Source organism: Pseudomonadota bacterium (genome assembly GCA_030859565.1).
In the GTDB taxonomy this organism is placed as follows: Bacteria; Pseudomonadota; Gammaproteobacteria; order JACCXJ01; family JACCXJ01; genus USCg-Taylor.
Genome location: JALZJW010000003.1, coordinates 17,584 through 38,341, shown reverse-complemented (window position 1 = coordinate 38,341; position 20,758 = coordinate 17,584). Strand labels below are relative to the sequence as shown.

The 20,758-nt window shown below is 59.0% G+C and carries 23 protein-coding genes and 1 tRNA gene; 19 read left to right on the top strand and 5 right to left on the bottom strand.

Annotation, left to right across the window (positions count from 1 at the left end; genetic code table 11):
- Positions 1-5 precede the first annotated feature (5 nt).
- From rpe to rplM, 4 genes are all read right to left on the bottom strand, one after another.
- Positions 6-686 carry a ribulose-phosphate 3-epimerase gene (gene rpe / locus M3436_01120; protein MDQ3562781.1) on the bottom strand — a complete coding sequence of 227 codons (681 nt, stop codon included), beginning with the start codon at positions 684-686 and terminating at the stop codon, positions 6-8.
- Between the two features lie 264 nt (positions 687-950).
- Positions 951-1,024, bottom strand: a tRNA-Gln gene (locus M3436_01115).
- Positions 1,025-1,040: 16 nt separating this feature from the next.
- Positions 1,041-1,433, bottom strand: coding sequence for a 30S ribosomal protein S9 (gene rpsI / locus M3436_01110; GenBank protein MDQ3562780.1), 393 nt, complete (start codon positions 1,431-1,433; stop codon positions 1,041-1,043).
- Between the two features lie 2 nt (positions 1,434-1,435).
- The gene (gene rplM / locus M3436_01105) at positions 1,436-1,864 is read right to left on the bottom strand and encodes a 50S ribosomal protein L13 (protein ID MDQ3562779.1); all 429 of its coding nucleotides are present in this window, start codon (positions 1,862-1,864) and stop codon (positions 1,436-1,438) included.
- A gap of 121 nt (positions 1,865-1,985) precedes the next feature.
- On the opposite strand from rplM, the gene M3436_01100 reads away from it, so the two are divergent.
- The 3 genes from M3436_01100 to coq7 all read left to right on the top strand — a co-directional run bounded on the left by M3436_01100 (position 1,986) and on the right by coq7 (position 5,252).
- Positions 1,986-3,341 carry a PAS domain S-box protein gene (locus M3436_01100; GenBank protein ID MDQ3562778.1) on the top strand — a complete coding sequence of 452 codons (1,356 nt, stop codon included), beginning with the start codon at positions 1,986-1,988 and terminating at the stop codon, positions 3,339-3,341.
- Between the two features lie 96 nt (positions 3,342-3,437).
- Positions 3,438-4,070 carry a response regulator transcription factor gene (locus tag M3436_01095; protein MDQ3562777.1) on the top strand — a complete coding sequence of 211 codons (633 nt, stop codon included), beginning with the start codon at positions 3,438-3,440 and terminating at the stop codon, positions 4,068-4,070.
- Positions 4,071-4,607: 537 nt separating this feature from the next.
- Positions 4,608-5,252, top strand: a complete 645-nt coding sequence (gene coq7, locus M3436_01090; protein MDQ3562776.1) for a 2-polyprenyl-3-methyl-6-methoxy-1,4-benzoquinone monooxygenase — start codon at positions 4,608-4,610, stop codon at positions 5,250-5,252.
- A 335-nt stretch (positions 5,253-5,587) separates the two neighbouring features.
- Here coq7 and M3436_01085 read toward each other — a convergent pair whose 3' ends face one another.
- Positions 5,588-6,337 (bottom strand): uracil-DNA glycosylase, encoded by a 750-nt coding sequence (locus M3436_01085; GenBank protein ID MDQ3562775.1) that lies wholly within the window; start codon positions 6,335-6,337, stop codon positions 5,588-5,590.
- 206 nt (positions 6,338-6,543) lie between these two features.
- Here M3436_01085 and M3436_01080 point away from each other — a divergent pair, with 206 nt between their 5' ends.
- From M3436_01080 to M3436_01005, 16 genes are all read left to right on the top strand, one after another.
- Positions 6,544-7,080 carry a hypothetical protein gene (locus tag M3436_01080; protein MDQ3562774.1) on the top strand — a complete coding sequence of 179 codons (537 nt, stop codon included), beginning with the start codon at positions 6,544-6,546 and terminating at the stop codon, positions 7,078-7,080.
- A gap of 499 nt (positions 7,081-7,579) precedes the next feature.
- On the top strand, positions 7,580-8,185 hold the full coding sequence (locus M3436_01075; protein MDQ3562773.1) for an ABC transporter substrate-binding protein: 606 nt from the start codon (positions 7,580-7,582) through the stop codon (positions 8,183-8,185).
- Entirely contained in the window at positions 8,160-8,519 is a 360-nt protein-coding gene (locus M3436_01070; protein MDQ3562772.1) for an STAS domain-containing protein, read from the top strand. Before M3436_01075 ends, M3436_01070 begins: the two co-directional genes overlap by 26 nt.
- A gap of 42 nt (positions 8,520-8,561) precedes the next feature.
- Positions 8,562-8,804 carry a BolA family transcriptional regulator gene (locus M3436_01065; protein ID MDQ3562771.1) on the top strand — a complete coding sequence of 81 codons (243 nt, stop codon included), beginning with the start codon at positions 8,562-8,564 and terminating at the stop codon, positions 8,802-8,804.
- Between the two features lie 88 nt (positions 8,805-8,892).
- A complete protein-coding gene (gene murA, locus M3436_01060; protein MDQ3562770.1) occupies positions 8,893-10,152 on the top strand; it encodes a UDP-N-acetylglucosamine 1-carboxyvinyltransferase in 1,260 nt (419 codons plus the stop codon).
- Positions 10,153-10,179: 27 nt separating this feature from the next.
- A complete protein-coding gene (gene hisG, locus M3436_01055) occupies positions 10,180-10,875 on the top strand; it encodes an ATP phosphoribosyltransferase (GenBank protein ID MDQ3562769.1) in 696 nt (231 codons plus the stop codon).
- Positions 10,876-10,898: 23 nt separating this feature from the next.
- Positions 10,899-12,203, top strand: a complete 1,305-nt coding sequence (gene hisD, locus M3436_01050; GenBank protein ID MDQ3562768.1) for a histidinol dehydrogenase — start codon at positions 10,899-10,901, stop codon at positions 12,201-12,203.
- Between the two features lie 32 nt (positions 12,204-12,235).
- Positions 12,236-13,360 (top strand): histidinol-phosphate transaminase, encoded by a 1,125-nt coding sequence (hisC, locus tag M3436_01045; protein ID MDQ3562767.1) that lies wholly within the window; start codon positions 12,236-12,238, stop codon positions 13,358-13,360.
- A 45-nt stretch (positions 13,361-13,405) separates the two neighbouring features.
- Positions 13,406-14,014, top strand: coding sequence for a ubiquinol-cytochrome c reductase iron-sulfur subunit (petA, locus tag M3436_01040; GenBank protein ID MDQ3562766.1), 609 nt, complete (start codon positions 13,406-13,408; stop codon positions 14,012-14,014).
- Complete coding sequence (locus tag M3436_01035; GenBank protein MDQ3562765.1) at positions 14,011-15,240, top strand: cytochrome b N-terminal domain-containing protein; 1,230 nt, start codon at positions 14,011-14,013, stop codon at positions 15,238-15,240. The genes petA and M3436_01035 overlap by 4 nt, the downstream gene beginning before the upstream one ends.
- Positions 15,241-15,325: 85 nt before the next feature.
- Complete coding sequence (locus M3436_01030; protein MDQ3562764.1) at positions 15,326-15,976, top strand: cytochrome c1; 651 nt, start codon at positions 15,326-15,328, stop codon at positions 15,974-15,976.
- A gap of 64 nt (positions 15,977-16,040) precedes the next feature.
- Positions 16,041-16,673 carry a glutathione S-transferase N-terminal domain-containing protein gene (locus tag M3436_01025; protein ID MDQ3562763.1) on the top strand — a complete coding sequence of 211 codons (633 nt, stop codon included), beginning with the start codon at positions 16,041-16,043 and terminating at the stop codon, positions 16,671-16,673.
- A gap of 254 nt (positions 16,674-16,927) precedes the next feature.
- The gene (locus tag M3436_01020) at positions 16,928-17,941 is read left to right on the top strand and encodes a DNA-binding response regulator (protein MDQ3562762.1); all 1,014 of its coding nucleotides are present in this window, start codon (positions 16,928-16,930) and stop codon (positions 17,939-17,941) included.
- A gap of 260 nt (positions 17,942-18,201) precedes the next feature.
- On the top strand, positions 18,202-18,498 hold the full coding sequence (locus tag M3436_01015) for a DsbA family protein (GenBank protein ID MDQ3562761.1): 297 nt from the start codon (positions 18,202-18,204) through the stop codon (positions 18,496-18,498).
- A 594-nt stretch (positions 18,499-19,092) separates the two neighbouring features.
- On the top strand, positions 19,093-19,509 hold the full coding sequence (locus M3436_01010) for a hypothetical protein (GenBank protein ID MDQ3562760.1): 417 nt from the start codon (positions 19,093-19,095) through the stop codon (positions 19,507-19,509).
- Positions 19,510-19,665: 156 nt separating this feature from the next.
- On the top strand, positions 19,666-20,394 hold the full coding sequence (locus tag M3436_01005) for a lysyl oxidase family protein (GenBank protein ID MDQ3562759.1): 729 nt from the start codon (positions 19,666-19,668) through the stop codon (positions 20,392-20,394).
- The last annotated feature ends 364 nt before the right edge of the window (positions 20,395-20,758 follow it).

Sequence of the window (20,758 nt, the reverse complement as noted above, 5' to 3'; positions counted from 1 at the left end):
CCGCGCTACACCTGAGCCGTCATCGCCAGCTCCGCGCGCATGGTCTTTATCGTGGCGCGATAATCATTGCTCCCGAATATGGCGGTTCCCGCGACGAAGGTGTCGGCGCCGGCAGCCGCGATTTTTCCGATGTTCGATACCTTAATCCCGCCGTCCACCTCGAGACGGATCGGCCGCCCACACGCTTTGATGACGGAACGCGCCGCGCTGATTTTGGCATAGGTTGCTTCGATAAACTCCTGTCCGCCGAAGCCCGGGTTGACGGACATTAGCAGTACCATTTCGATTTTGTCGAGGACGCGCGAAAGAACATCGAGGGGTGTCGCCGGATTGAGCACGACACCCGATTTGCAACCGGCCTCATGTATCAGGTGTAGCGTGCGCTGCACATCCTCGCTGGCTTCGGGATGGAAGGTGATATAGTTTGCGCCGGCCTTCGCGAAGGCGGAGACGATGCGGTCCACGGGGCTAATCATGAGATGGACGTCGATGGGCGCCCTCATACCGTAACCTCGAAGCGCTTCACAAACGGACGGCCCGAAGCTTAGATTGGGTACGAAGTGATTATCCATCACGTCGAAATGAATAAGATCGGCGCCGGCATCAATGACGCGGACAGCCTCCTCCCCGAGTCGAGCTAAGTCCGCGGCGAGGATGGAAGGCGCAATGAAATACTCGGGCCGCATGCTAGTTTCCAATCACTACTTGACGCAATGAGGGCGCAACTGTACCTGATCGGCTAGCGATTTTCAGCAACGCCGCGGTTGGCTATGATGCAGCGGTAAATGTCCACCGCATCCTGCCGATACATCTCGGGCAGGAGCCGGGTCCGATCCCCCTCCCCGCGATCCGGCACTGTACACCCTCGAAGGGATGCGAGGGTGTTTTTTTATCAGTGCTCGCGCAAACGGTTTGCCGTGAGGGTCGCTTGGATCCGCCGTCAGAACGTTTGGCTGGGGGACTAGGATTCGAACCTAGGTTGACGGAGTCAGAGTCCGTAGTCCTACCGCTAGACGATCCCCCAGGGGAAGCCCCGGAACTTAACGTTTCGAGTACTGCGGCCGTTTACGCGCTTTATGCAGCCCAACCTTTTTGCGCTCGACCTCGCGCGCGTCGCGGGTTACGAAACCAGCGCGGCGCAGGGAACTCTTTAGGTTATCGTCGTATTCGATGAGCGCTCGTGTGATGCCATGGCGGATCGCGCCTGCTTGTCCCGACGAGCCGCCGCCTTTCACGGTGATGAAGAGGTCGAATTTTCCGTCCAAGTTCGCCGTTTGCAACGGTTGGCGGACGATCATGCGCGACGTTTCGCGCCCAAAATAATTGTCCAAGCTACGCTTGTTGATCGTAATCTGCCCGTCGCCGGGCTTAACAAATACTCGCGCGGTCGCGCTTTTGCGGCGGCCGGTGCCGCGATAGATCTGAGCTGACATCGTTATAGTTCCAAGATTAGAGGTTGCTGGGCGCTGTGCTTGTGCTTGGGCCCCGGGTACACTTTCAGTTTGCGGAACATCTCGCGTCCGAGAGGGCCCTTCGGGAGCATGCCCTTGACCGCGCGCTCGATGACGCGGTGCGGCGCGCGCCGGAGGAGCTTGTCGAAGCTTGTCGACTTGAGACCCCCGGTGTAACCGGAATGGTTGTAGTAGATTTTCCCCTGGGGTTTGTTTCCCGTGACCTGTATCTTTTCGGCATTAACTACGATGATGTAGTCGCCGGTGTCCATGTGCGGTGTATATATGGGTTTATGCTTACCTCGCAGCCGTTTGGCAATCTCGCTTGCGAGACGTCCCAACACCTTGCCTTGGGCGTCGACGACGTACCAGTTGCGTTCTATGTCCGAAGGCTTAGCGTTAAAGGTCTTCATAAATTTATTGCTTTCAAAACCTATCAATCGTAGTTTTTGCATTTATTGCTGTCAATAACAACCAGCTTGCGATAGCCGGGAGGATAAGAACGGGCCGGCCGCAACGGGCATAGCACAGACGATGCGTTGGACCATTGGAGGAAGACTGGCGCTCGGAATGGGCGTAATCATCGCTCTATTCCTGATGAGCGACCTTGTCGTCTACTGGTACGCCCATGAGTTCAGCGCGCTGGGTTCGGCCTTCCGCCTCTGCGCGTTGTTGGCGGGCGTTGCCGCTGGATTCCTGACCCTGCGCAGCGTGACCCGGCGGGTACGCTCGCTCCTCGCCGCGACGCAGGCGCTGGCGGCCGGCGACTTATCGCGACGGGTACTATCGGAGTCCGACGACGAGCTCGGGCGGTTGGTGATCGCGTTTAATCAGATGGCCGAGGTTCTCGAACGCAACGCCGTCTCCCGGACTTATCTCGATAACGTGATCCGCTCGATGTCCGAGTCGCTGATCGTGGTCTCGCCCACGGGCGTCATCGAAACGGTCAATCCCGCAAGCTGCTCGCTCTTGGGCTATTCGGAGCGCGATTTGGCGGGCTCCTCGATTCAGCGCGTCCTGGGCTTAAACGATACCGCGCTCACACTGGAGTTCCTGTTTACCGGCGTGACCGAACAGGAGACCTATTATTATCGCCAGGATGGACAACGCATCCCGGTGTTGTTCTCCGCCGCTCCCTTGCGTGCTCGCGACGGCAGCCTGCAGGGCGCGGTATGCATCGCCCTCGATATCGTTGAGCGGCGGCGCACCCAGCGGGCGCTTGCCGCATCCCGGGCGCAATTGCGCAACCTGGTGCAGTATCTCAATCTCAGCCGCGAGGAAGAACGTACTCAAATCGCGCGCGAACTCCACGACCAACTTGGACAGTCGCTGACCGGGATCAAGATGGACATTGCCTGGATACAGCGCCGGATCGAAGATCACGAGGCCAGTGACCAACGGATAGCGCAGCGTCTCAACGCCATGTCCCGGCACGTCGACGCGACCGTGAGCCTGGTGCGCCGCGTCGCCACCGAGCTGCGACCGGCGGTGCTCGACAACCTCGGTCTGGTTCCGGCCCTCGATCTCCTGCTCCGGCAGTTCAACGAACGCACGGGGATCGGCGTCGAGCCGAGCCTGGATGCGGCAGTCGATTTGACGCCGGCCCAGGCCACCGCGCTCTACCGCATCGCCCAGGAAGCCCTAACCAACGTCGCCCGCCATGCCCATGCGCGCCGCGTCCGGGTGCGGATGGACCACTCGGAAGGCAGCGCGCGACTCGAGGTCCGAGACGACGGACGCGGGATTGAACCGTCTGAACGCGAGCCGCGGCGCTCACTTGGGCTGCTCGGTATCGAGGAGCGGGCCCGGGAACTCGGCGGGATGCTGACCATCGGCGGTCCGCCGGGGACGACATTAACCGTTACCTTTCCAATCAGACCCTCGCCGTAGCGGCGGCGGCTTCACGCGAATGCTAGCCCCCTCTCTTAATTCACCAACGCGCCCAAAGCGCGCGCGGCCAGCGCACCGCGCTCGGGACGGGCAGCGATGATGAAGTTTTTGATCGCCGATGACCATCCTTTGATGCGTCGCGGGATCCGCGACCTGCTCCGGGAGGCGTTCCCGGATTCAGATGTCGGGGAGGCCGCTACCGGCCAGGAGGTCGAACAGCTCGTGCGTACCGGGCTCTGGGATCTAGTGCTGCTCGACGTATCCATGCCGGGAGGTGACGGATTGGAAACACTGGTGCGGGTCAAGCGGGCGCTCCCGGCGGTCCCGGTGTTTGTGCTCAGCATGCACGCCGAGGAGCAGTTTGCGGTGCGCGCGCTCAAAGCCGGGGCCGCGGGCTATCTCACCAAGGATCGAGCTCCCGAGGAGTTGGTGACGGCGGTTAAGCGGGTTCTCGCGGGCGGCCGCTATGTCACGCAATCTTTGGCGGAACGGCTAATTACCGAGATCTCCGGTGGTGCCGAAGCAGCGCCCCACGAGCGCTTGTCGCAACAGGAGTACCGGGTGATGTGTCTGATCGCCGCCGGAAATACCGTAAGCGAGATCGCGGAACTGATGCATCTCAGCGTCAAGACCGTCAGCACTTACCGGGTGCGCATCCTGGAAAAACTGCGTCTACGGACCAGCGCCGAGTTAACTTATTACTGCGTGAAGCACGGCTTGGTCGCGTAGCCGTGTTTCCCTGGTCCGCCTTAAGGGCGCAGCGTAGGACAAACGCGGACCATTGCCGTACGTTGACCTACGCAAAAATCGAACTTCTACCGACAGACGTTGTGACCGGCCGCGCGTAGTCTCAGGCTGCGTTGACATTCGTTTTGCAGGTTGTTGGTGGAACAGCGATGGGTATGCGACATAGGTGGCAATGGAGAGGCGCTTTTAGCAGCCCCGTGAGATGACAGGGGCGCACGCCCCCCGCAAGGGCAAGGTTTGTTGAATGCCTGCGATTGGTGGGAGGGGGGAATTGGCACGCGCGTGGTTTTGCCGCTTGCTTCGTGCTTTATAGCGTGCGTCGCTGTTCTCGCTAACGAATGTCAACGCCTCCTAATCCTTTGTCCTGACCCTTGATGCGGTCGCGAAGCATCGGACCCGGGCCTAGCAAACGCCGCTTGCCCGGCCGACGCATCAAGGGGCCTTTTATGAGCCGCGGAACGCCAAGCCGCGTGATGCTTATGCTAGAATCCCGGCGGATCTCATCTACTCTCGACAATAATGGAAGGCCGCAAATATTCTTTTCTCGATAGCGTTCTGATCAATCTCGATAAGGCGATAAGAACCATCTTTAGCGTCCAGGAAAGCTCGGGGGCGCCGGTGCCCGGCGCCGATCTCCGCGAACTCGATTCATCGAAGGAGCATCGCCTTCGCTCGGAAGGACTGATGCGCGTAAACCACGCGGGCGAGGTGGCTGCACAGGCTTTGTACCATGGCCAGTCGCTTGCGGCCCGCGATCCGGCGGTACGGGAGACGATGGCAAAATCGGCCAGCGAAGAAAACGATCACCTCTATTGGTGCGAAAAGCGCTTGCGTGAGCTTGGAGGACGCACGAGCTTCCTGAATCCGTTTTGGTATTTCGGGTCCTTTATGATCGGTGCCACAGCCGGTATCGCCGGTGACCGGTGGAGCCTCGGATTCATCGCCGAGACCGAGCGCCAGGTCGTTCGGCACTTGGAGGAGCACCTACATAAATTACCGCCAGACGACGTCCGCAGCCGCGCCATCCTGAAGCGGATGAAAAGGGATGAAGCACACCATGCCACGGTCGCCATCGAAACCGGCGCCGCGGATCTGCCTGAAGTCATCAAAATGCTCATGACGGCCGCCTCGAAAGTGATGACCACCATGGCCTATCGGCTCTAAAAATAAACGTAGCGAAGGATTCTCCGTTCGTCGGGCTGCACGTGCCGCCACCGCTTTATCAAGAAAGCCGGGAGCGTCGCCCTTAAAATACCCAAGAGCGGCCATATATCTCCGCCAAGCCGTAATAACACTGCAACAGACAGCTTGATGGAGAAAGACTATGTTAGTGACACGTTATGAGCCTTGGAGCCATTGAATCAAGTTCAAAATGAGATGAGTCGTTTGTTCGCGTCGCGCTTCGGCGCTGACATCCAGGCGACCGGCCGGAATGGTGTTATTGAGATCGTGATCCCGAAGCACGAACGCGTGCAACCGCGCAAAATCGCCGTGCAGGGTTAAGCTCCCAGCGTTGAGTGTTTGGCGGGGCTTTTCCCCGCCCTTTTTCCGATCGCCGGCGCTGCGTCGAGCGCGGCGCGCGCGCACTGAAATACTTGGTGAAACATCTCGCGGGTGAGGCGCCCGGTGAAGGTGTTTCGCTGGCTCGGGTGGTAGGAGCATATGATCGTCAAGCCGTCGATGCCGTGGCAGCGAGCATGGCCGAATGCCGGCACGGGTGACGGTACCGGAAGCCCCAGCGCTCGACGCGCGTTGATATAAGCGTTGAGCGCGCTGCGGCCGAGTACGATGACCGCGCATACTTGTTCTAGCCGTTGCAGCTCTTGCAACAAGTACGGCCGGCAGGCCGTGGATTCTTCGCCCAAGGGTTTGTTTGCGGGCGGCGCGCAGTGAATAGCGGCCGTGATGTAACAGTCGCGCAGCGCGAGGCCGTCGTTGCGTTGCGTTGAGGTCGGCCGATTGGCGAAGCCCGCACCGTAAAGCGCTTCATAGAGCCAATCGCCGCTGCGATCGCCGGTGAACATGCGTCCAGTCCTATTACCACCGTGTGCGGCCGGGGCGAGTCCAATGACCAAGAGGCGCGCGTCCGGATCACCGAAGCTCGGTACCGGCCGGCCCCAGTAATCGATTGTTTGGAACCGTTTGACCTTGGTGCGCGCGATCCCCTCGCGGTAGGCGACGAGGCGCGGACAGCGCCGACACTCGATCAAGCGCTGCTTAAACTCGAGGTGCCACGCCGAGTCTGACATGGTAGGCCGCCATGCCGTATATACTATCACGACCCTACGCGGGAGATCTGGCTCAGTGGCGGCGATGAGACTGAGATCGGTATCGGTCATCGCCAGGCATCGTGTTTACAACACCTGGAGTTATAGGAGCAAATTGCAAACTGGTGCTATACTTGGCGGTAACCGCTTGGCGGTAACCGCGCCATGATCCGGTTAGGTGCGAGAACATGAAGAGCCAAACAGCATGCGTTGTTTTGTCCGGCGTACTATGTGCCGTCATACCGGCGCAGGCGCGTATGTACCAATGGATCAACCCAAGTTCGGGGAATACGCAACTTTCCGGCACCCCCCCCACCTGGTATCGGAGTTCCCAGGGTGGGCCGCGCGTACTTGTCTTCAAGAGAGGCAAGGTCATCGATGACACTGCCATCGTTGTGCCGGAAGGTACGCGGGATGAGCTTCGAAGCCAAGCATTCCAAGCGCAGGAGTCTGCGCACGCCGCCACGACTGCCCTTGAGGTTTCGGCTGAGGGAGAGGCCGAGACTGCGGCGGCCGATTCAACCGCCGCCGAGGCTGGGAGTTCGGAAAAGGACGCCGTTGCACGAAAATCGGCGTCGGGTGATCTCACGGAGATGGATGCCGATACAGTAGGGCGTTTGAAAGACATCATCTCAGCCTGGGACCGTGTGAAATTGGAGCAGGCGAAAGAACTCATTCGCGGCGCGGCTCCGAGCGAACCGACTCCGCCGCCGCAAGCGCCCTAAGCGCTGCGCTTAGCTGGGGTGGATCGCATCATAGGTGGGTTCGGCGTAAGCCGCCGTCGCGGTTAGGGAGAGCGTGGCCGGTCGCTGCGCGCGGTGGCAGCCACGGGGTCCTGAGCCTCGAGGAGGCGCCGCGCGAGCTTGCGCACGGGGTTGTGAACGCCTACTTGTCACTGAAAGCGCGCGCTTCGCTGTAACCCGCTTTAGGCCATCGGGATTGAAACGGAAACATGGGGTTTAGCGGGATCGATTGCTGTACAATCTCAAATTCGTAATCGAACAAGAGGAAAGAGCTCGAAGGCCGTGTTACACGCATCTAGCGACGTTTGACCCAGAGTGGGCTCAGTTCACTCGGTTCCGGGTCGCGGTCCAAGGCCGTTGATTGCAGGTATGCGGGCGGCCGCTTATTTTATAAACGGCGGCCCGTGGGATAGGTCGACCAGGATTCGGTACGAACAACGCCACTGACTCGGGATACCGTTGAGGCGGGAGATTAGGCATCATGAAGCGTATACGACTTGTTGTCTCTTTGATTTGTTTCGCGTGGTGTGCGTTAGCACTCGCGGCCGTCGCGAAAGACGCTGAGGAGCTAGTGAAACGCACGGCGGACCAGGTCACGGCGCGGGTAAAAAACGAGCGCGCCGTATTGCGCAAGGATTCGGTGCGATTGCACCAGCTTGTCGATGAACTGATCATTCCGCACTTTGACTTTGCGCGTATGTCCCAGTGGGTGCTGGGCAAGCATTGGCGCAGCGCCGATGCGGCGCAGCGGTCACGTTTCGTCGAGGAGTTTCGCAAATTGCTGGTGAAGACCTATGCGACGGCGCTCCTCGAGTATGCCGATCGTGAAACACGCTATTTCCCGGTGCGGGCGGAATCGGATGCCACGCTGGTTACCGTGCGCAGCGAAATAAAACAGCCTGGCAGCGCCGTAGTTCCCATTCATTACCGCATGCATGTTAAAGACAACGCCTGGAAAGTATTCGACATCTCTGTGGACGGGGTAAGCTTGGTGGCGACCTATCGCGCATCGTTCGCCTCCGAGATCCGTAAAACGGGGATCGATAGCCTTATCAAGAGTCTTGAAACGAAGAACGCAAAAAAGTAACTCCAACCGCGGGATAGCGCTCGCTCACGAGGCTAAAGGAAGTTGGTCCCTGGCGGGAGATGTGGACATCGGGACGGTTCCGAGCATCCTCGATCGAGGCGCCGGGATGTTCACCGATTCCTCGGTTGTTGTGGACTTAAAAGCGGTGGCAAGGATCGACAGCGCCGGGCTTGCGCTGTTAGTCAATTGGGCCCGGGAAGGCCGCCGGCACAAGGTAGCGCTTCGATTTCAAAACATCCCGGCCCGCATGCTGGCGATTGCAAAGATCTGCGGGGTGGATAAGGTATTGCCCGCCGAGGCATTTAAAGGACAGAATCCGTCCCCGGTACGGTGAAGCCAAATTACGCGGGCGGGACACCGTACGCATATTTGCAACGTGACGCCACAACAAATCAAAGCACTTATCGAGTCGGCGATCCCTCACACGGAAGCGATCGTGGACGGTGATGGCCGGCACTTTCAGGCGTGCATCATCAGTCCAGCCTTCGGAGGCCTCGCGGCGCTGCAACGCCACCGCTTGGTGTATGCCGGTCTCGGGACCAAAATGGAAACCGAGATCCACGCATTATCGATGCGCACTTACACACCCGAGGAGTGGGCAGCCTCGAGGCCGCCGTAGCGTCGGGCGTCTCACCGTACCGTCTCGGCTAAAGGGGACGTCACGATGCGCGCTAACTGCGAGCACATCCCACGCACCATGCGCTGACATGGATAAGCTCATAATCACGGGAGGCGTGCCGCTGCAAGGAGAGATCCGCGTCTCGGGCGCGAAGAACGCCGCGCTTCCTATCCTTGCGGCGACCTTGCTCGCGGACAGCCCCGTCACGGTGGGAAATGTTCCCCACCTCCGCGACATCACCACGACCATGGAGTTACTGGGCCGCATGGGGATCGATCTCATGGTCGATGAGCACATGAACATCGAGGTGGATGCCACCACCATCAAGGAGTTTTTCGCTCCTTATGAACTGGTCCGCACCATGCGTTCATCGATTTTAGTCCTGGGGCCGCTGCTGACGCGCTACGGCCGCGCCGATGTCTCCTTGCCGGGCGGTTGCGCGATCGGCTCTCGGCCGGTCAATATTCACCTTCACGGCTTGAGCGCCATGGGAGCGCAGATCTCGGTGGAAGGCGGCTATGTTCGGGCCAGCGCTAACCGGCTCAAGGGCGTGCACCTCATGCTGGACATGGTGACCGTAACCGGTACCGAAAATCTGATGATGGCGGCGACGCTGGCGCAGGGGACCACCGTGATCGGTAACGCGGCGCGCGAGCCGGAGGTGGTGGACTTAGCGAACTGTCTCATCGAAATGGGCGCCAGGATTGACGGCGCAGGCACCGATACCATTGTCATAGAAGGGGTGGAAAGCCTCCATGGCACCAAATACAATATCATGCCTGACCGCATCGAAACGGGCACCTACCTCGCTGCGGCGGCGATGACGGGAGGGCAGGTAAAACTGAAAAACACCCGCCCGCATTTGCTCGAAGCCGTGTTGACGAAATTAGCCGAGGCCGGGGCGGAAATCGAGACCGGCCCCGATTGGATAACGCTTGGCATGGCAAACGGGAAGCCAAAGGCTATCGATATCTACACATCACCGTATCCAGGGTTCCCGACCGATATGCAGGCGCAGTTTACGGCAATGAATTGCATAGCCGAAGGCAACGCGACCATCACGGAGTCGGTATTCGAGAATCGCTTCATGCACGTGCTCGAGCTCCAACGCATGGGCGCAAACATCCGCTTGGAGGGCAATACCGCAATTACCTGCGGCGTTAAGCAGCTTGCGAGCGCACCCGTCATGGCAACCGATCTGCGGGCTTCCGCGAGTCTCGTGCTTGCTGGTTTGGTGGCCCGGGGAGAAACCGTGGTGGACCGGATCTACCACATAGACAGAGGCTACGAGACCATCGAGGAGAAGCTGGCTCAGCTCGGGGCTCGCATCCGTCGCGTACCGAATTAAGAAGCGCTAGCACTTCCAGTGGTTGAAATGGGGCCTCAAGCAGGATGCGTTCGGGGCGTCGATCGGGGATCGACGTTGGCCATCGCGGTGTCAAAGGGCCGCATCCTCTCGGAGTTCCGCATCCTCCTCGATCGCATGGGAATCCAACCCGCCGAGGACCCGGAGACCTCGCGCAGTCTCGTGATCCCGCTCAAGGATCGGGGGCTACGCTTGGTGATCGTCCGCGCCGCGGACGTGCCCACGTATGTCAATTACGGCGCCGCCGATCTTGGCGTTGCCGGAAAGGACGTGTTGCTGGAATACCGGGGCGAGGGATTCTATGAGCCGCTGGACCTCGATATCGCACGCTGCAAGCTCGTGGTCGCGGGGAAGGCCGAAGCTCTGCCGCGCGCCGGACGGCTGCGCGTCGCGACGAAATACGTGCAGACGACGCGCCGGCATTTCGCGCAGAAGGGAGACCAGGTCGAGGTTATACATCTTTATGGATCGATGGAGCTCGCGCCCTTGGTTGGATTGGCCGACTGCATCGTGGACTTAATCGATACCGGCAACACGCTCAAGGCAAACGGATTGGTGGTGCTGGAGACGATTGCGGAGATCAGTGCGCGGCTGATAATCAACAAAGCCGCGATGAAGGTGAAAAACACCGCGGTGAAGGCGCTCATCGCGGAGCTTGCGGAGGCGGTGGATAAGACCGCGACGGATCGCAAGCTGGCCCTATGAGTGATTGCTAACGAGTCTTGCTTATGAAAATTCGATGTCTAGACACGGCAGACCCGCAGTTTGATGATGAGCTTAGCGCCCTATTAGGCCACGATAGTTCAGCCGACCGCGAGATCGCCGAGAACGTGCGCGCGATCGTCGACGATGTGCGCCGGCGAGGCGATGCCGCGCTCATCGAATACACCGTAAAGTTCGACCGCCGTCCGGTGGCTGGCCCGAGCGATCTCGCGCTCTCCGACGAGCGGCTACGCAACGCGCTTGTGTCCTGTGAGCCGCGCGTACGGGATGCCCTCGAGACGGCGGCCGACCGCATTCGCCGCTATCATGAGCGGCAACTACAGGCTTCCTGGAGCTATCGGGAGGACGATGGAACAGTGTTGGGGCAGCGCCTGACAGCGATGGATCGGGCCGGCGTTTATGTGCCCGGCGGCAAAGCGGCCTATCCCTCGTCGGTTCTGATGAATGTCATTCCCGCTAAGGTCGCGGGCGTGACCGAGATCGTCATGGTGGTGCCCGCGCCCGAGGGCAAACTCGAACCGATCGTACTCGCGGCGGCCGCCATTGCAGGGGTCGATCGGGTGTTCACCGTGGGTGGGGCGCAGGCGGTTGCGGCGCTCGCCTATGGGACCGAGACCATCCCACGAGTCGATAAGATCGTCGGGCCGGGGAATAGTTATGTTGCCGCGGCAAAGGCGGTGGTGTTCGGAGAGGTTGGCATCGACATGATCGCCGGGCCCTCGGAGGTGCTCATCGTCGCCGACGGCGCGGCGCCCCCCGAGTGGATGGCGATGGACCTTTTCGCGCAGGCGGAACATGACGAACAAGCCCAGGCATTGTTGCTCTCTCCCGATGCGTCGTATTTGCACGCGGTCGCGGCGAGCATAGAGCGTGAGCTCCCGGCGATGGAGCGCGCTTCGATTATCGAGGCGGCCTTGTCCGCCCGAGGTGCTTTGATCAAGGTACGGGACATCCAGGAAGCAATTGATCTCGCCAACCGTATCGCGCCTGAACATCTTGAACTGGCGCTGACGGATGCGGAGCAATGGGTAGCGAAGATCAAGCACGCGGGGGCGATTTTCGTCGGGCCCTACGCGGCGGAGGCGCTTGGGGACTACTGCGCGGGCCCCAACCACGTGTTGCCGACCGGCCGCACGGCGCGCTTCTCCTCGCCGCTGGGCGTCTACGATTTTCAGAAGCGGTCCTCGTTGATCATTTGCCCGGCGCCGGCGGCAAGCAAGCTAGGCCGCACGGCCGCCGTATTAGCGCGTGCCGAAGGGCTTACGGCGCACGCCCGCTCGGCCGAGTACCGCATCCTGCCCGAGCGCTGATGAAGCGCTGCACCGAGCAAGCACCGGGAGCGATGAACCCGGCGCGGATCGACGACTGGGTCCGCCCCGAGGTGCGGGAGCTTGCGGCCTATGCCGTCCCCGAGGCCCACGGATGCATCAAGCTCGATGCCATGGAGAACCCTTACTGCTGGCCCGAGGAGCTCGCCGGCGCGTGGCTGGAGGTTCTCCGCCATGTCCTCCTGAACCGCTATCCCGACGGCAAAGCCTGCGCCTTGAAGGATCGCCTCGCGACGTACCTGGAACTGCCCTCGGGATTGGATTTGCTGCTCGGTAACGGTTCCGATGAGCTTATCCAAATGGTTGGGTTAACCGTGGGAGGGCCGGGCCGGTGCTTGGTAGCGCCCGAACCCACGTTTGCCATGTATCGGCTGATCGCCAAGATCACGGGCCTCGAGTATGTCGGAGTGCCGTTGAGAAGCCCGAATTTTGATCTCGATGGCGCGGCGATGCTCAGCGCAATCCAAGGTCGTCAGCCGGCCGTGGTTGCTTTGAGCTACCCCAACAACCCCACCGGAAATCTCTTCGATCGCGAGCTCATGGCGGAGATCATTGCCGCTAGCCCCGGTTTAGTCTTGATCGACGAGGCCTACTTTAGTTTCGCTGGCGGGACCTGGCTTGATGAACTATCGCGTCACCCGCGAGTACTGATACTCCGCACCCTTTCCAAGATCGGACTGGCGGGCCTACGCATCGGCATGCTGATCGGAGCGCCGGAATGGCTTACTGAGATCAATAAGACCCGATTGCCGTACAACATGAATTCTTTATCACAAGCGAGCGGCGCGTTCATGCTCACGCACGCCGAGGTGTTCGCAGCCCAGATTGCGAGGATATGTTCGGAACGTCAGGCGCTCTATCAAGCGCTAGCTGCGATGCGAGGCCTACAGGTGTGGCCCAGCCGCACGAATTTCCTGCTCTTACGCATACCCGGCCGGGCCGATCGGGTATTCAATGGGCTTAGACACCAGAACATACTTGTAAAAAATTTAAACGGGCAGCATCCGCTCCTCGCGGACTGTCTGCGGGTGACGATCGGCCGGCATGAGGAAAACGAGGCGTTTTATGCGGCATTGACAATGCACCTCTGCGAATTGAGCAACTTTGTGAAACCCCACAACCGCGTTGGTTATGTATAATTCGCCTCATCTGAACGGCGGTTTCCCAGTATTCGGAGATGGCATGTGAGCGATGACGAGATAGATTGCAAGCGGCGCCGATTTCTTACCACGGCGGCGTCGGTCGTGGGCGGCACGGGCGTGGTTTTGGCTGCAACGCCTTTCGTGGCCTCCTTGCAGCCGAGCGCCAAGACACTGGCCGAAGGCGCGCCCATCGAAGTGGATATCGGCCATCTCAAACCCGGTCAGTTGATGCGGGCGATGTGGCGACGTAGGCCGGTGTGGGTGCTGCGCCGTTCAGAAGAGGCGCTGGCGGCTCTCAGCGGACACCAGGAAGAACTGATTGATCCCACCTCCGAGGAGCCGCAACAACCCGCTTACGCGGCGAATAACCACCGGTCGATAAATCCCGAATATCTGGTGCTCATCGGGACCTGCACCCACCTCGGGTGCTCGCCGGCCTATGTTCCCGCGGGGGAATCGTCGGAGTTATCTTCGCAGCTCGGGACGAATTGGCGAGGCGGTTTCTTTTGTCCTTGCCACGGTTCGCGGTTCGATCTCGCCGGGCGCGTCGAGAAAGGGTTCCCGGCCCCGAGTAATCTTGTCGTGCCTCCCCACCGATATCTGAGTGCGACTCGCTTAGTGATCGGGGCGGATGAGAAAGGCGTGGCATGAGCAGCCGTAGCGGGCGCCGGTCGCGATTGCTTGATTGGGTCGACGCGCGATTTCCGCTGAGCAAACTCTGGAACGAGCACGCGGCGAAATACTATGCGCCAAAGAATTTTAACTTCTGGTATTACTTCGGTTCGCTCGCGCTGCTCGTCCTCTTCATCCAGATTATCACGGGGGTCTGGTTGGCGATGTACTACAAACCCGATGCCGGCCAGGCGTTCGCTTCGATCGAATACATCATGCGCGATGTCGAGTGGGGCTGGCTAATTCGCTACATGCATTCGACCGGAGCCTCGGCGTTCTTCATCGTGATCTATCTGCACATGTTCAGGGCGCTGTTATACGGCTCGTATAAACGCCCGCGCGAACTTCTGTGGTTGATCGGCATGACACTCTATGTCTTGCTCATGGCCGAGGCCTTCTTCGGTTATCTCCTGCCCTGGGGGCAAATGTCCTATTGGGGCGCCAAGGTCATCACCTCGCTATTCGGCGCCATTCCCGTGATCGGCGAAGATATCGCCTTGTGGATCCGGGGCGACTATGAAGTTTCCGACGCCACGTTGAACCGATTCTACTCGTTTCATGTCATTGCGGTTCCCCTGGTCCTGATCGGCATGGTGGTGGTTCACCTCCTAGCCCTGCACGAGGTCGGGTCCAATAATCCCGATGGCGTCGAGATAAAGTACCGGAAGGATGCAAAAGGTATCCCGCTCGATGGCATCCCGTTTCACCCTTATTACACGGTAAAAGATCTCATCGGAATCATCGTGTTCCTGATCTTGTTTGCGCTGGTGGTATTCTTCATACCGGAGATGGGCGGCTGGTTCTTGGAGCATAATAACTTCGAGCCGGCCAATCCGATCGTGACGCCGGAGCACATTGCTCCGCTGTGGTATCTCACGCCTTTTTACGCGATCTTACGCGCCATTCCGGATAAGCTTCTCGGTGTTCTCGCCATGACCCTGGCTATAGTAGTACTATTTTTACTTCCATGGTTGGATAAAAGTCCAGTCAAGTCGATCCGTTACCGCGGCCCCTTATACAAAACGGCGTTGGCCCTCTTCACGATCAGCTTTATCGGACTGGGTTATCTGGGGACGCAAAACCCAACGGGTATTTATACCTTGCTCGCCAGGATCTTCTCGACATTGTACTTTCTGTTTTTCCTGCTCATGCCGTTTTATACCAAGTGGGATAAATCGAAGCCCGTGCCAGAGCGCCTGAGTTGAGGGCGTGAAGTTGCGGACAGCGGCTCTAGCGCTCGTCGGTGCGTCGCTACTCGGTTTGTGTAGCCTCGCCGAAGCGGCCCGGCCTTTGGAGCCGATTGAAATTGATATACGCGATAAAGCGTCCCTGCAACGCGGGGCAAGAGTATTCGTGAATTATTGCCTGAGTTGCCATTCCGCGTCGTATATGCGCTTTTCCAGAATTGCCTCCGACCTGGTTATTCCGGAGCCGCTGATGGTTGAAAAGCTGATGTTTGTAACTGATAAGATAGGAGATACGATGGAGATTGCGATGCGGGCCGTGGACGCGGAAGCATGGTTTGGAGTCGTTCCGCCCGATTTATCTGTAATCGCCCGGTCGCGGAGCCCGGATTGGTTGTTTGCGTTTCTAACCTCGTTCTATCTCGACCCGAGCCGGCCGACGGGCGTCAACAACCTCGAGGCCAGGGGTACCGCGATGCCGCATGTATTATGGGAATATCAGGGGTGGCGGCAGCTCGCTCAGCAGGTTGAGAATGCAGGGCGAGGTGATAGCCTGAGCCTGGAGATGGCCATCGCGGGCCGCTTACCCGACAGTGAATACAAGAACATGGTCCGAGACCTAGTCAGTTTCCTTGCCTATCTTGCAGAACCTGTTAAGCCCTTGCGACAGAACGTAGGCATTGGTGTGTTGTTATATCTCGCCGTATTTTTGGCCATTGCGTATTTGCTCAAACAAGAGTACTGGAAAGATATATAAGTCATCCTTGCCATGCTGCCGATTAAAACCCTCACTCATTATATCGGCTCGTTGGTGTAAGCCGATGGCTGTGCTCTCCGGCAGACGCTCTGTCATGACCCTCTACTGCGAGGCGAAGGATCCCATCGGACACTGTGCTCGGATCGTGTTAGCGGAAAAAGACGTGAGCGTCGACATCAACTATGTCGGGCTGGATAACCGGCCTGAAGATCTCAACGAACTTAACCCTTACGGCACGGTGCTGACGCTCATCGATCGCGATCTTGTGCTATACGACGCTCAGATCATGATGGAATATTTGGACGAGCGTTTTCCGCACCCTCCCCTGTTGCCGGTCGATCCGGTGGCGCGCGCCAATAACCGTCAGTTTCGGTATCGGGTGTTTCGTGATCTTTACCACTGGATCGACAGCGTTACCGGGAAGAATGAGATTGCGGCATCCAATGCACGCAAGGCTCTGCGCGATAATCTGACGGTGATAGCGCCGAGTTTCGTGCAGCGCCAGTATTTCATGTCAGCCGATTATTCGTTGGTGGACTGTTCGATAGCGCCCTTGCTTTGGCGGTTGCACTACTACGGCATCAAACTGCCGAATCAAGCAAAGCCGCTTCTAAAGTACGCGGAACGCTTATTCGCGCGATCGTCGTTCAAATTCAGCCTATCGGAGTTTGAAAAGGACATGCGGGAACATCCCTAAGTTGGTTTTTTATGTCTTCCGGAAATCGAGTGGAACGCTTACCCACTAGATTACGCAGCCTTGCCAGGCCGGTAGCGAGTCTTTTATCTCCCTATCGTATGGCATCTATATTGCCCCACTTAGATGTACTATACCTAAAACGGGTAAGGTTTCCAGCTTTCTCGCCGCCGACAGAAATTGGGAAACTTGCCCAGTTTGGCGAGAATTCCCAACGCAATCGTTTTGCTCGACCAGTTGGCGTTTGCCCGCAAAAGATGCACGGAAAAAACGAAAAAGTTGTACTGGATACCAGCGCCTTAGCCGCCGAAGAATGCAAACCGGGACTCAACACGGGGCCTTCCGCGCGTCCCGAATTACCCTTGGCCGAGCGTCGCGATCGTGAACGGCGAACATCCAAGCGGCGGGGCCCGTCGCAGGTACTCTCGCACCCTGTCAGCCTTATCAACGGCGGCGTAGTATCCAGCAAGCTACCCACCGGCCTGGATGCAGCGATCTCAGCAATGGGTCACGAAAGAGCGGCGCCCCCAGGTGTTGCGGTGGTAGACCAGGCCGCATATTTCGGTTGCAATGATGGATCCCTCACGGTCGGTAACCCCAATCTGATTACCGTATTAATTGCGTCAAGCCGAGAGAGTCTGCTTAAGGAACTGCTCCCGTGGTTGGCGAGCGAGCAGGGCATCAAAGTGCTTGGCGAGCCTGTCGCGGATCCAGTCCTCCTCCCCATGTGTCTGGAGCAGTGGCAACCTACGCTGCTGTTACTGGATAAGGCGTTACTCGATCGGGTCGGTCTGGAGTCGCTCCGGATGATCCGATCTAAGGTCCGGAAAATTCGTGTGCTTCTGTTGTGGGATGAGGATTGTCCTGGCTTGGTCGAAGAGATTTTGCGCAATCGCTTCCATGGCTATTTGCTTACCCGTTGCCCTTCGGATACCTATGTGAAGGCGATCCGCGCCGTTTGCCGAGGCGACATCTGGCTCCCCCGCGGTTTGCTGGCCCAGGCGTTATCGGACCTATTAGAGACGCCCAGCCCTGGCGATGCAAAGGCGGAAAGCAATCGGCTCTGCAGCGCGGACAGGCTCACCAAACGCGAGGAGCAGATCGTCAGGCTTCTGAGCCAAGGACTCACCAACAAGCAAATGGCCCGGCAACTCGGGATCATGGAAGACACCGTCAAGAAACATCTCCAGAATGTTTTCGGCAAGCTCGGCGTCCGCCGCCGCACCTTGGTGGTGCTGCGCCGGCTCGCCGGGCAGCCAGACAGCGCCTGAGACAGGTTGTCCCTGGTTCTCGTTGCTCTCGGCGCGGCGTTTGTGAGCGTGAGCCGCATTCCCATTGACAGCGGCGCCCACCTCAGCCTGGATAGCACGGGCACCTGGAACCCGACACCGTGGCCCATTCCGCGGTTTTCCAATTTAAGAACCCATAAGAAACCAGCATGCACATACGCACTTCTCTGGCCTGATTCTTATCTGCTCCTGGGCCCGGTGCTTGGTGGAAGCCTTGCCGTCCGCGCGGTCGAGGCGGGGCATTGTGCGGGGCGAGCAAGACCAGTACTGGGACATGCACGGCAAGTTGTTCGCAAGCCAGCAGGCGCTGGCGCCGGAGAAGCTGGCTGGCGGACGCCCAGGCCATCGGACTCAAGGTCGAACCCTTCAAGAAATGCCTCGACAGCGGCAAGTACGCCGAAAGGGTCAGGAGCGGCATCGCCGTAGGCCAGTCGCTCGGGATCACCGGCACGCCGACCCTGCTGCTCGGGATCAGTGACGGCACCCGTGTCAATCTGGTCAGAATGATGGTGGGCGCCCAGCCGTTCGCGTTGTATTAAAGAAGAGATCGATAAGCTGCTGGCCGAAACGCCCGACAAAAAGTAGCGCGGCGCCAAGCACCCAAGGCCGCCGGCCTTCTCTTCTACCCGGCCCGGGTTCCGCCCGAGCGCTGGGCGCCGCATCGGACTATGGGTCCCGCGACGATGCGGATGAATGGTCGCGCGGCCCCTATTTTCCTCGCGAAGCGGTCCGCGGCAACGCTGCCGATGCGCGACCGCCTCGGCTCCCCAACGCCGTACGCGTGGGTGGCATTGCGGCCCCCGAACACGCCTGGCCGACTGGCCCGTGCGGCACTTCCTCTTCCCGGCGGGGGCAGTGGGCGGGTGGGGGCCGTTCTCCTGGAAAATACCCCTTTTGGGGAATAGCTCAACCGTTCCGGATCTGCGATGGTTAGCCCTCTGTGCGAGCATCGTCATGGCCGAAGGTACTTTATCAGATCGCCGTGGGCGCATAGCGGGCGAGTGCGGGAGAACTGACGGTGTGCTGAAGGCAACTGAAACTGGCGCGACCGGCAGTAGTCTAGGCCTAGAGGCCTGGACGAGAAGGGGGCTCGTCAACATTAACCGGATAGTTCTTCAATAGGAGTATAACAAATGACGAAATTAGCAAAAACCCTGTTCCCTGTAGTACTGGGCGTCGGTCTGACCTTCATTGCCGGCTCCGCCTCCGCTGGGCCAACGGTACCACCGCCTCCCAAGGATGGTATATGTCACAACATTGGCGGGCCAGAAGAGCTGGGCGCCAACTGTGACGGAACCGGTACATGTACGTACGAATTAGAGGACGGGACCATCGAGGTGGCTGAGGGGAATTTCTTAGGGATTGTGATCGGCCAGAACGGTCTGCCTACGGCGGCGCTGCTGGCCCACATTGCCCACGGCGATGGCCCGATCGTGCAGCTATTTGATCCACCTCTGCACCTGGCTTCGGAGATAGGTCCCCATAGAGCTTCCAACGTGGAATGCGAAGGGACGAGAGTAGTGCTGCAGCCGCCCGAGCCTGGCAACTAAACTAGGGCGCAAGCCGGGAGTTGGGCATGCTTATAGTCGCTGAGCGGCTTTCCTGCCAGTAATAGCCTAATCCTCGGCTTGTTCTTTGTACGTCGGTCGTCCGCACAGACGACCGGCGCCTCCTACTGGAGTTGTTTCTATAAAGGAGATCCGACGATGGATAAGCACATGTTTCGTATTCCTATCATGTTTCGATGTGGGCTGATCGCAGGCCTGCTGTTGTTCGCCCAGATCGGTTTCGCCCAGGTTCTTGCAATGGAGCCCGATTTGGAGGCCTTGCCAGCTGCTGATCTCGACGTCGTCCCGGATTTCGGGGGGGGTAGCAAGCTGATCTTCCGCACGACCACCTGGAACAGCGGGGAGGGACCGCTCATACTTATCGGTGGTAAGAAGAAAGGCCGCTCTGGGGGGCAAAAAGTATATCAGCGCATCGAGCGTACTGATGGGAGTTTCTATGACCTTCTTGCCGGCACCTTCGTGTGGCATCCTGGGCATCAGCATTTTCATTTTGAAGATTATGCCCTTTACACACTACAGCCCGTCGACGCGCCTGGCCTGTCGCAACGTACCAGTGCCAAGACAACCTTCTGTGTCGTGGACACCGATCACGTTGACCCTAACCTGGGTAATTCGAATCCGGTCTATGCCTTCTGTGGCGTTGATGTTCAAGGCATGTCGGTAGGTTGGGGAGATACCTATAGGAATCAGCTAAGTGGCCAGTCGATCAGCCTTACAGATCTTCCCGACGGTTATTACAAGCTAGTGATCGAAGTCGACCCCAAAAAGAGGGTAGTCGAAACTGACGACACTAATAATGTCGCCTGCAGCTTGCTTTACCTCGACATTACCCGGTCGACTGTAGCGGAGGACCCCGCTGGCTGCTGACGGCGGCGGTTGGGAGGTGGCTGTGTCTAAATCCAACTATCCAATCTGGGCTGCGCAAGCGGAACTCGGTCGCTTCTGTGACTAGCTGGTCCCGTGATTCGCGCAAGGTATGGAGGTGAGCATCCAGACCGGTACGCGTTGAGGTCCGCGTCCCACCGTGTCCAACGTCCAATTTCTCGACCCCTGGACCATTCAGGCGACCGTTAAGGTAACGGGGAAGAAGCGGCTCAAAGATCCCGTGTTGGATTTGAACGTAGGCTCGACGTTTTCTTACACAGGCAGGGCGACTAAGGCGAATGCCTTCACCATAACGCCCTGACGCGACTGCCCGCGGAGGAAAGCGAGGAAATTAAGGGGCCGCCAT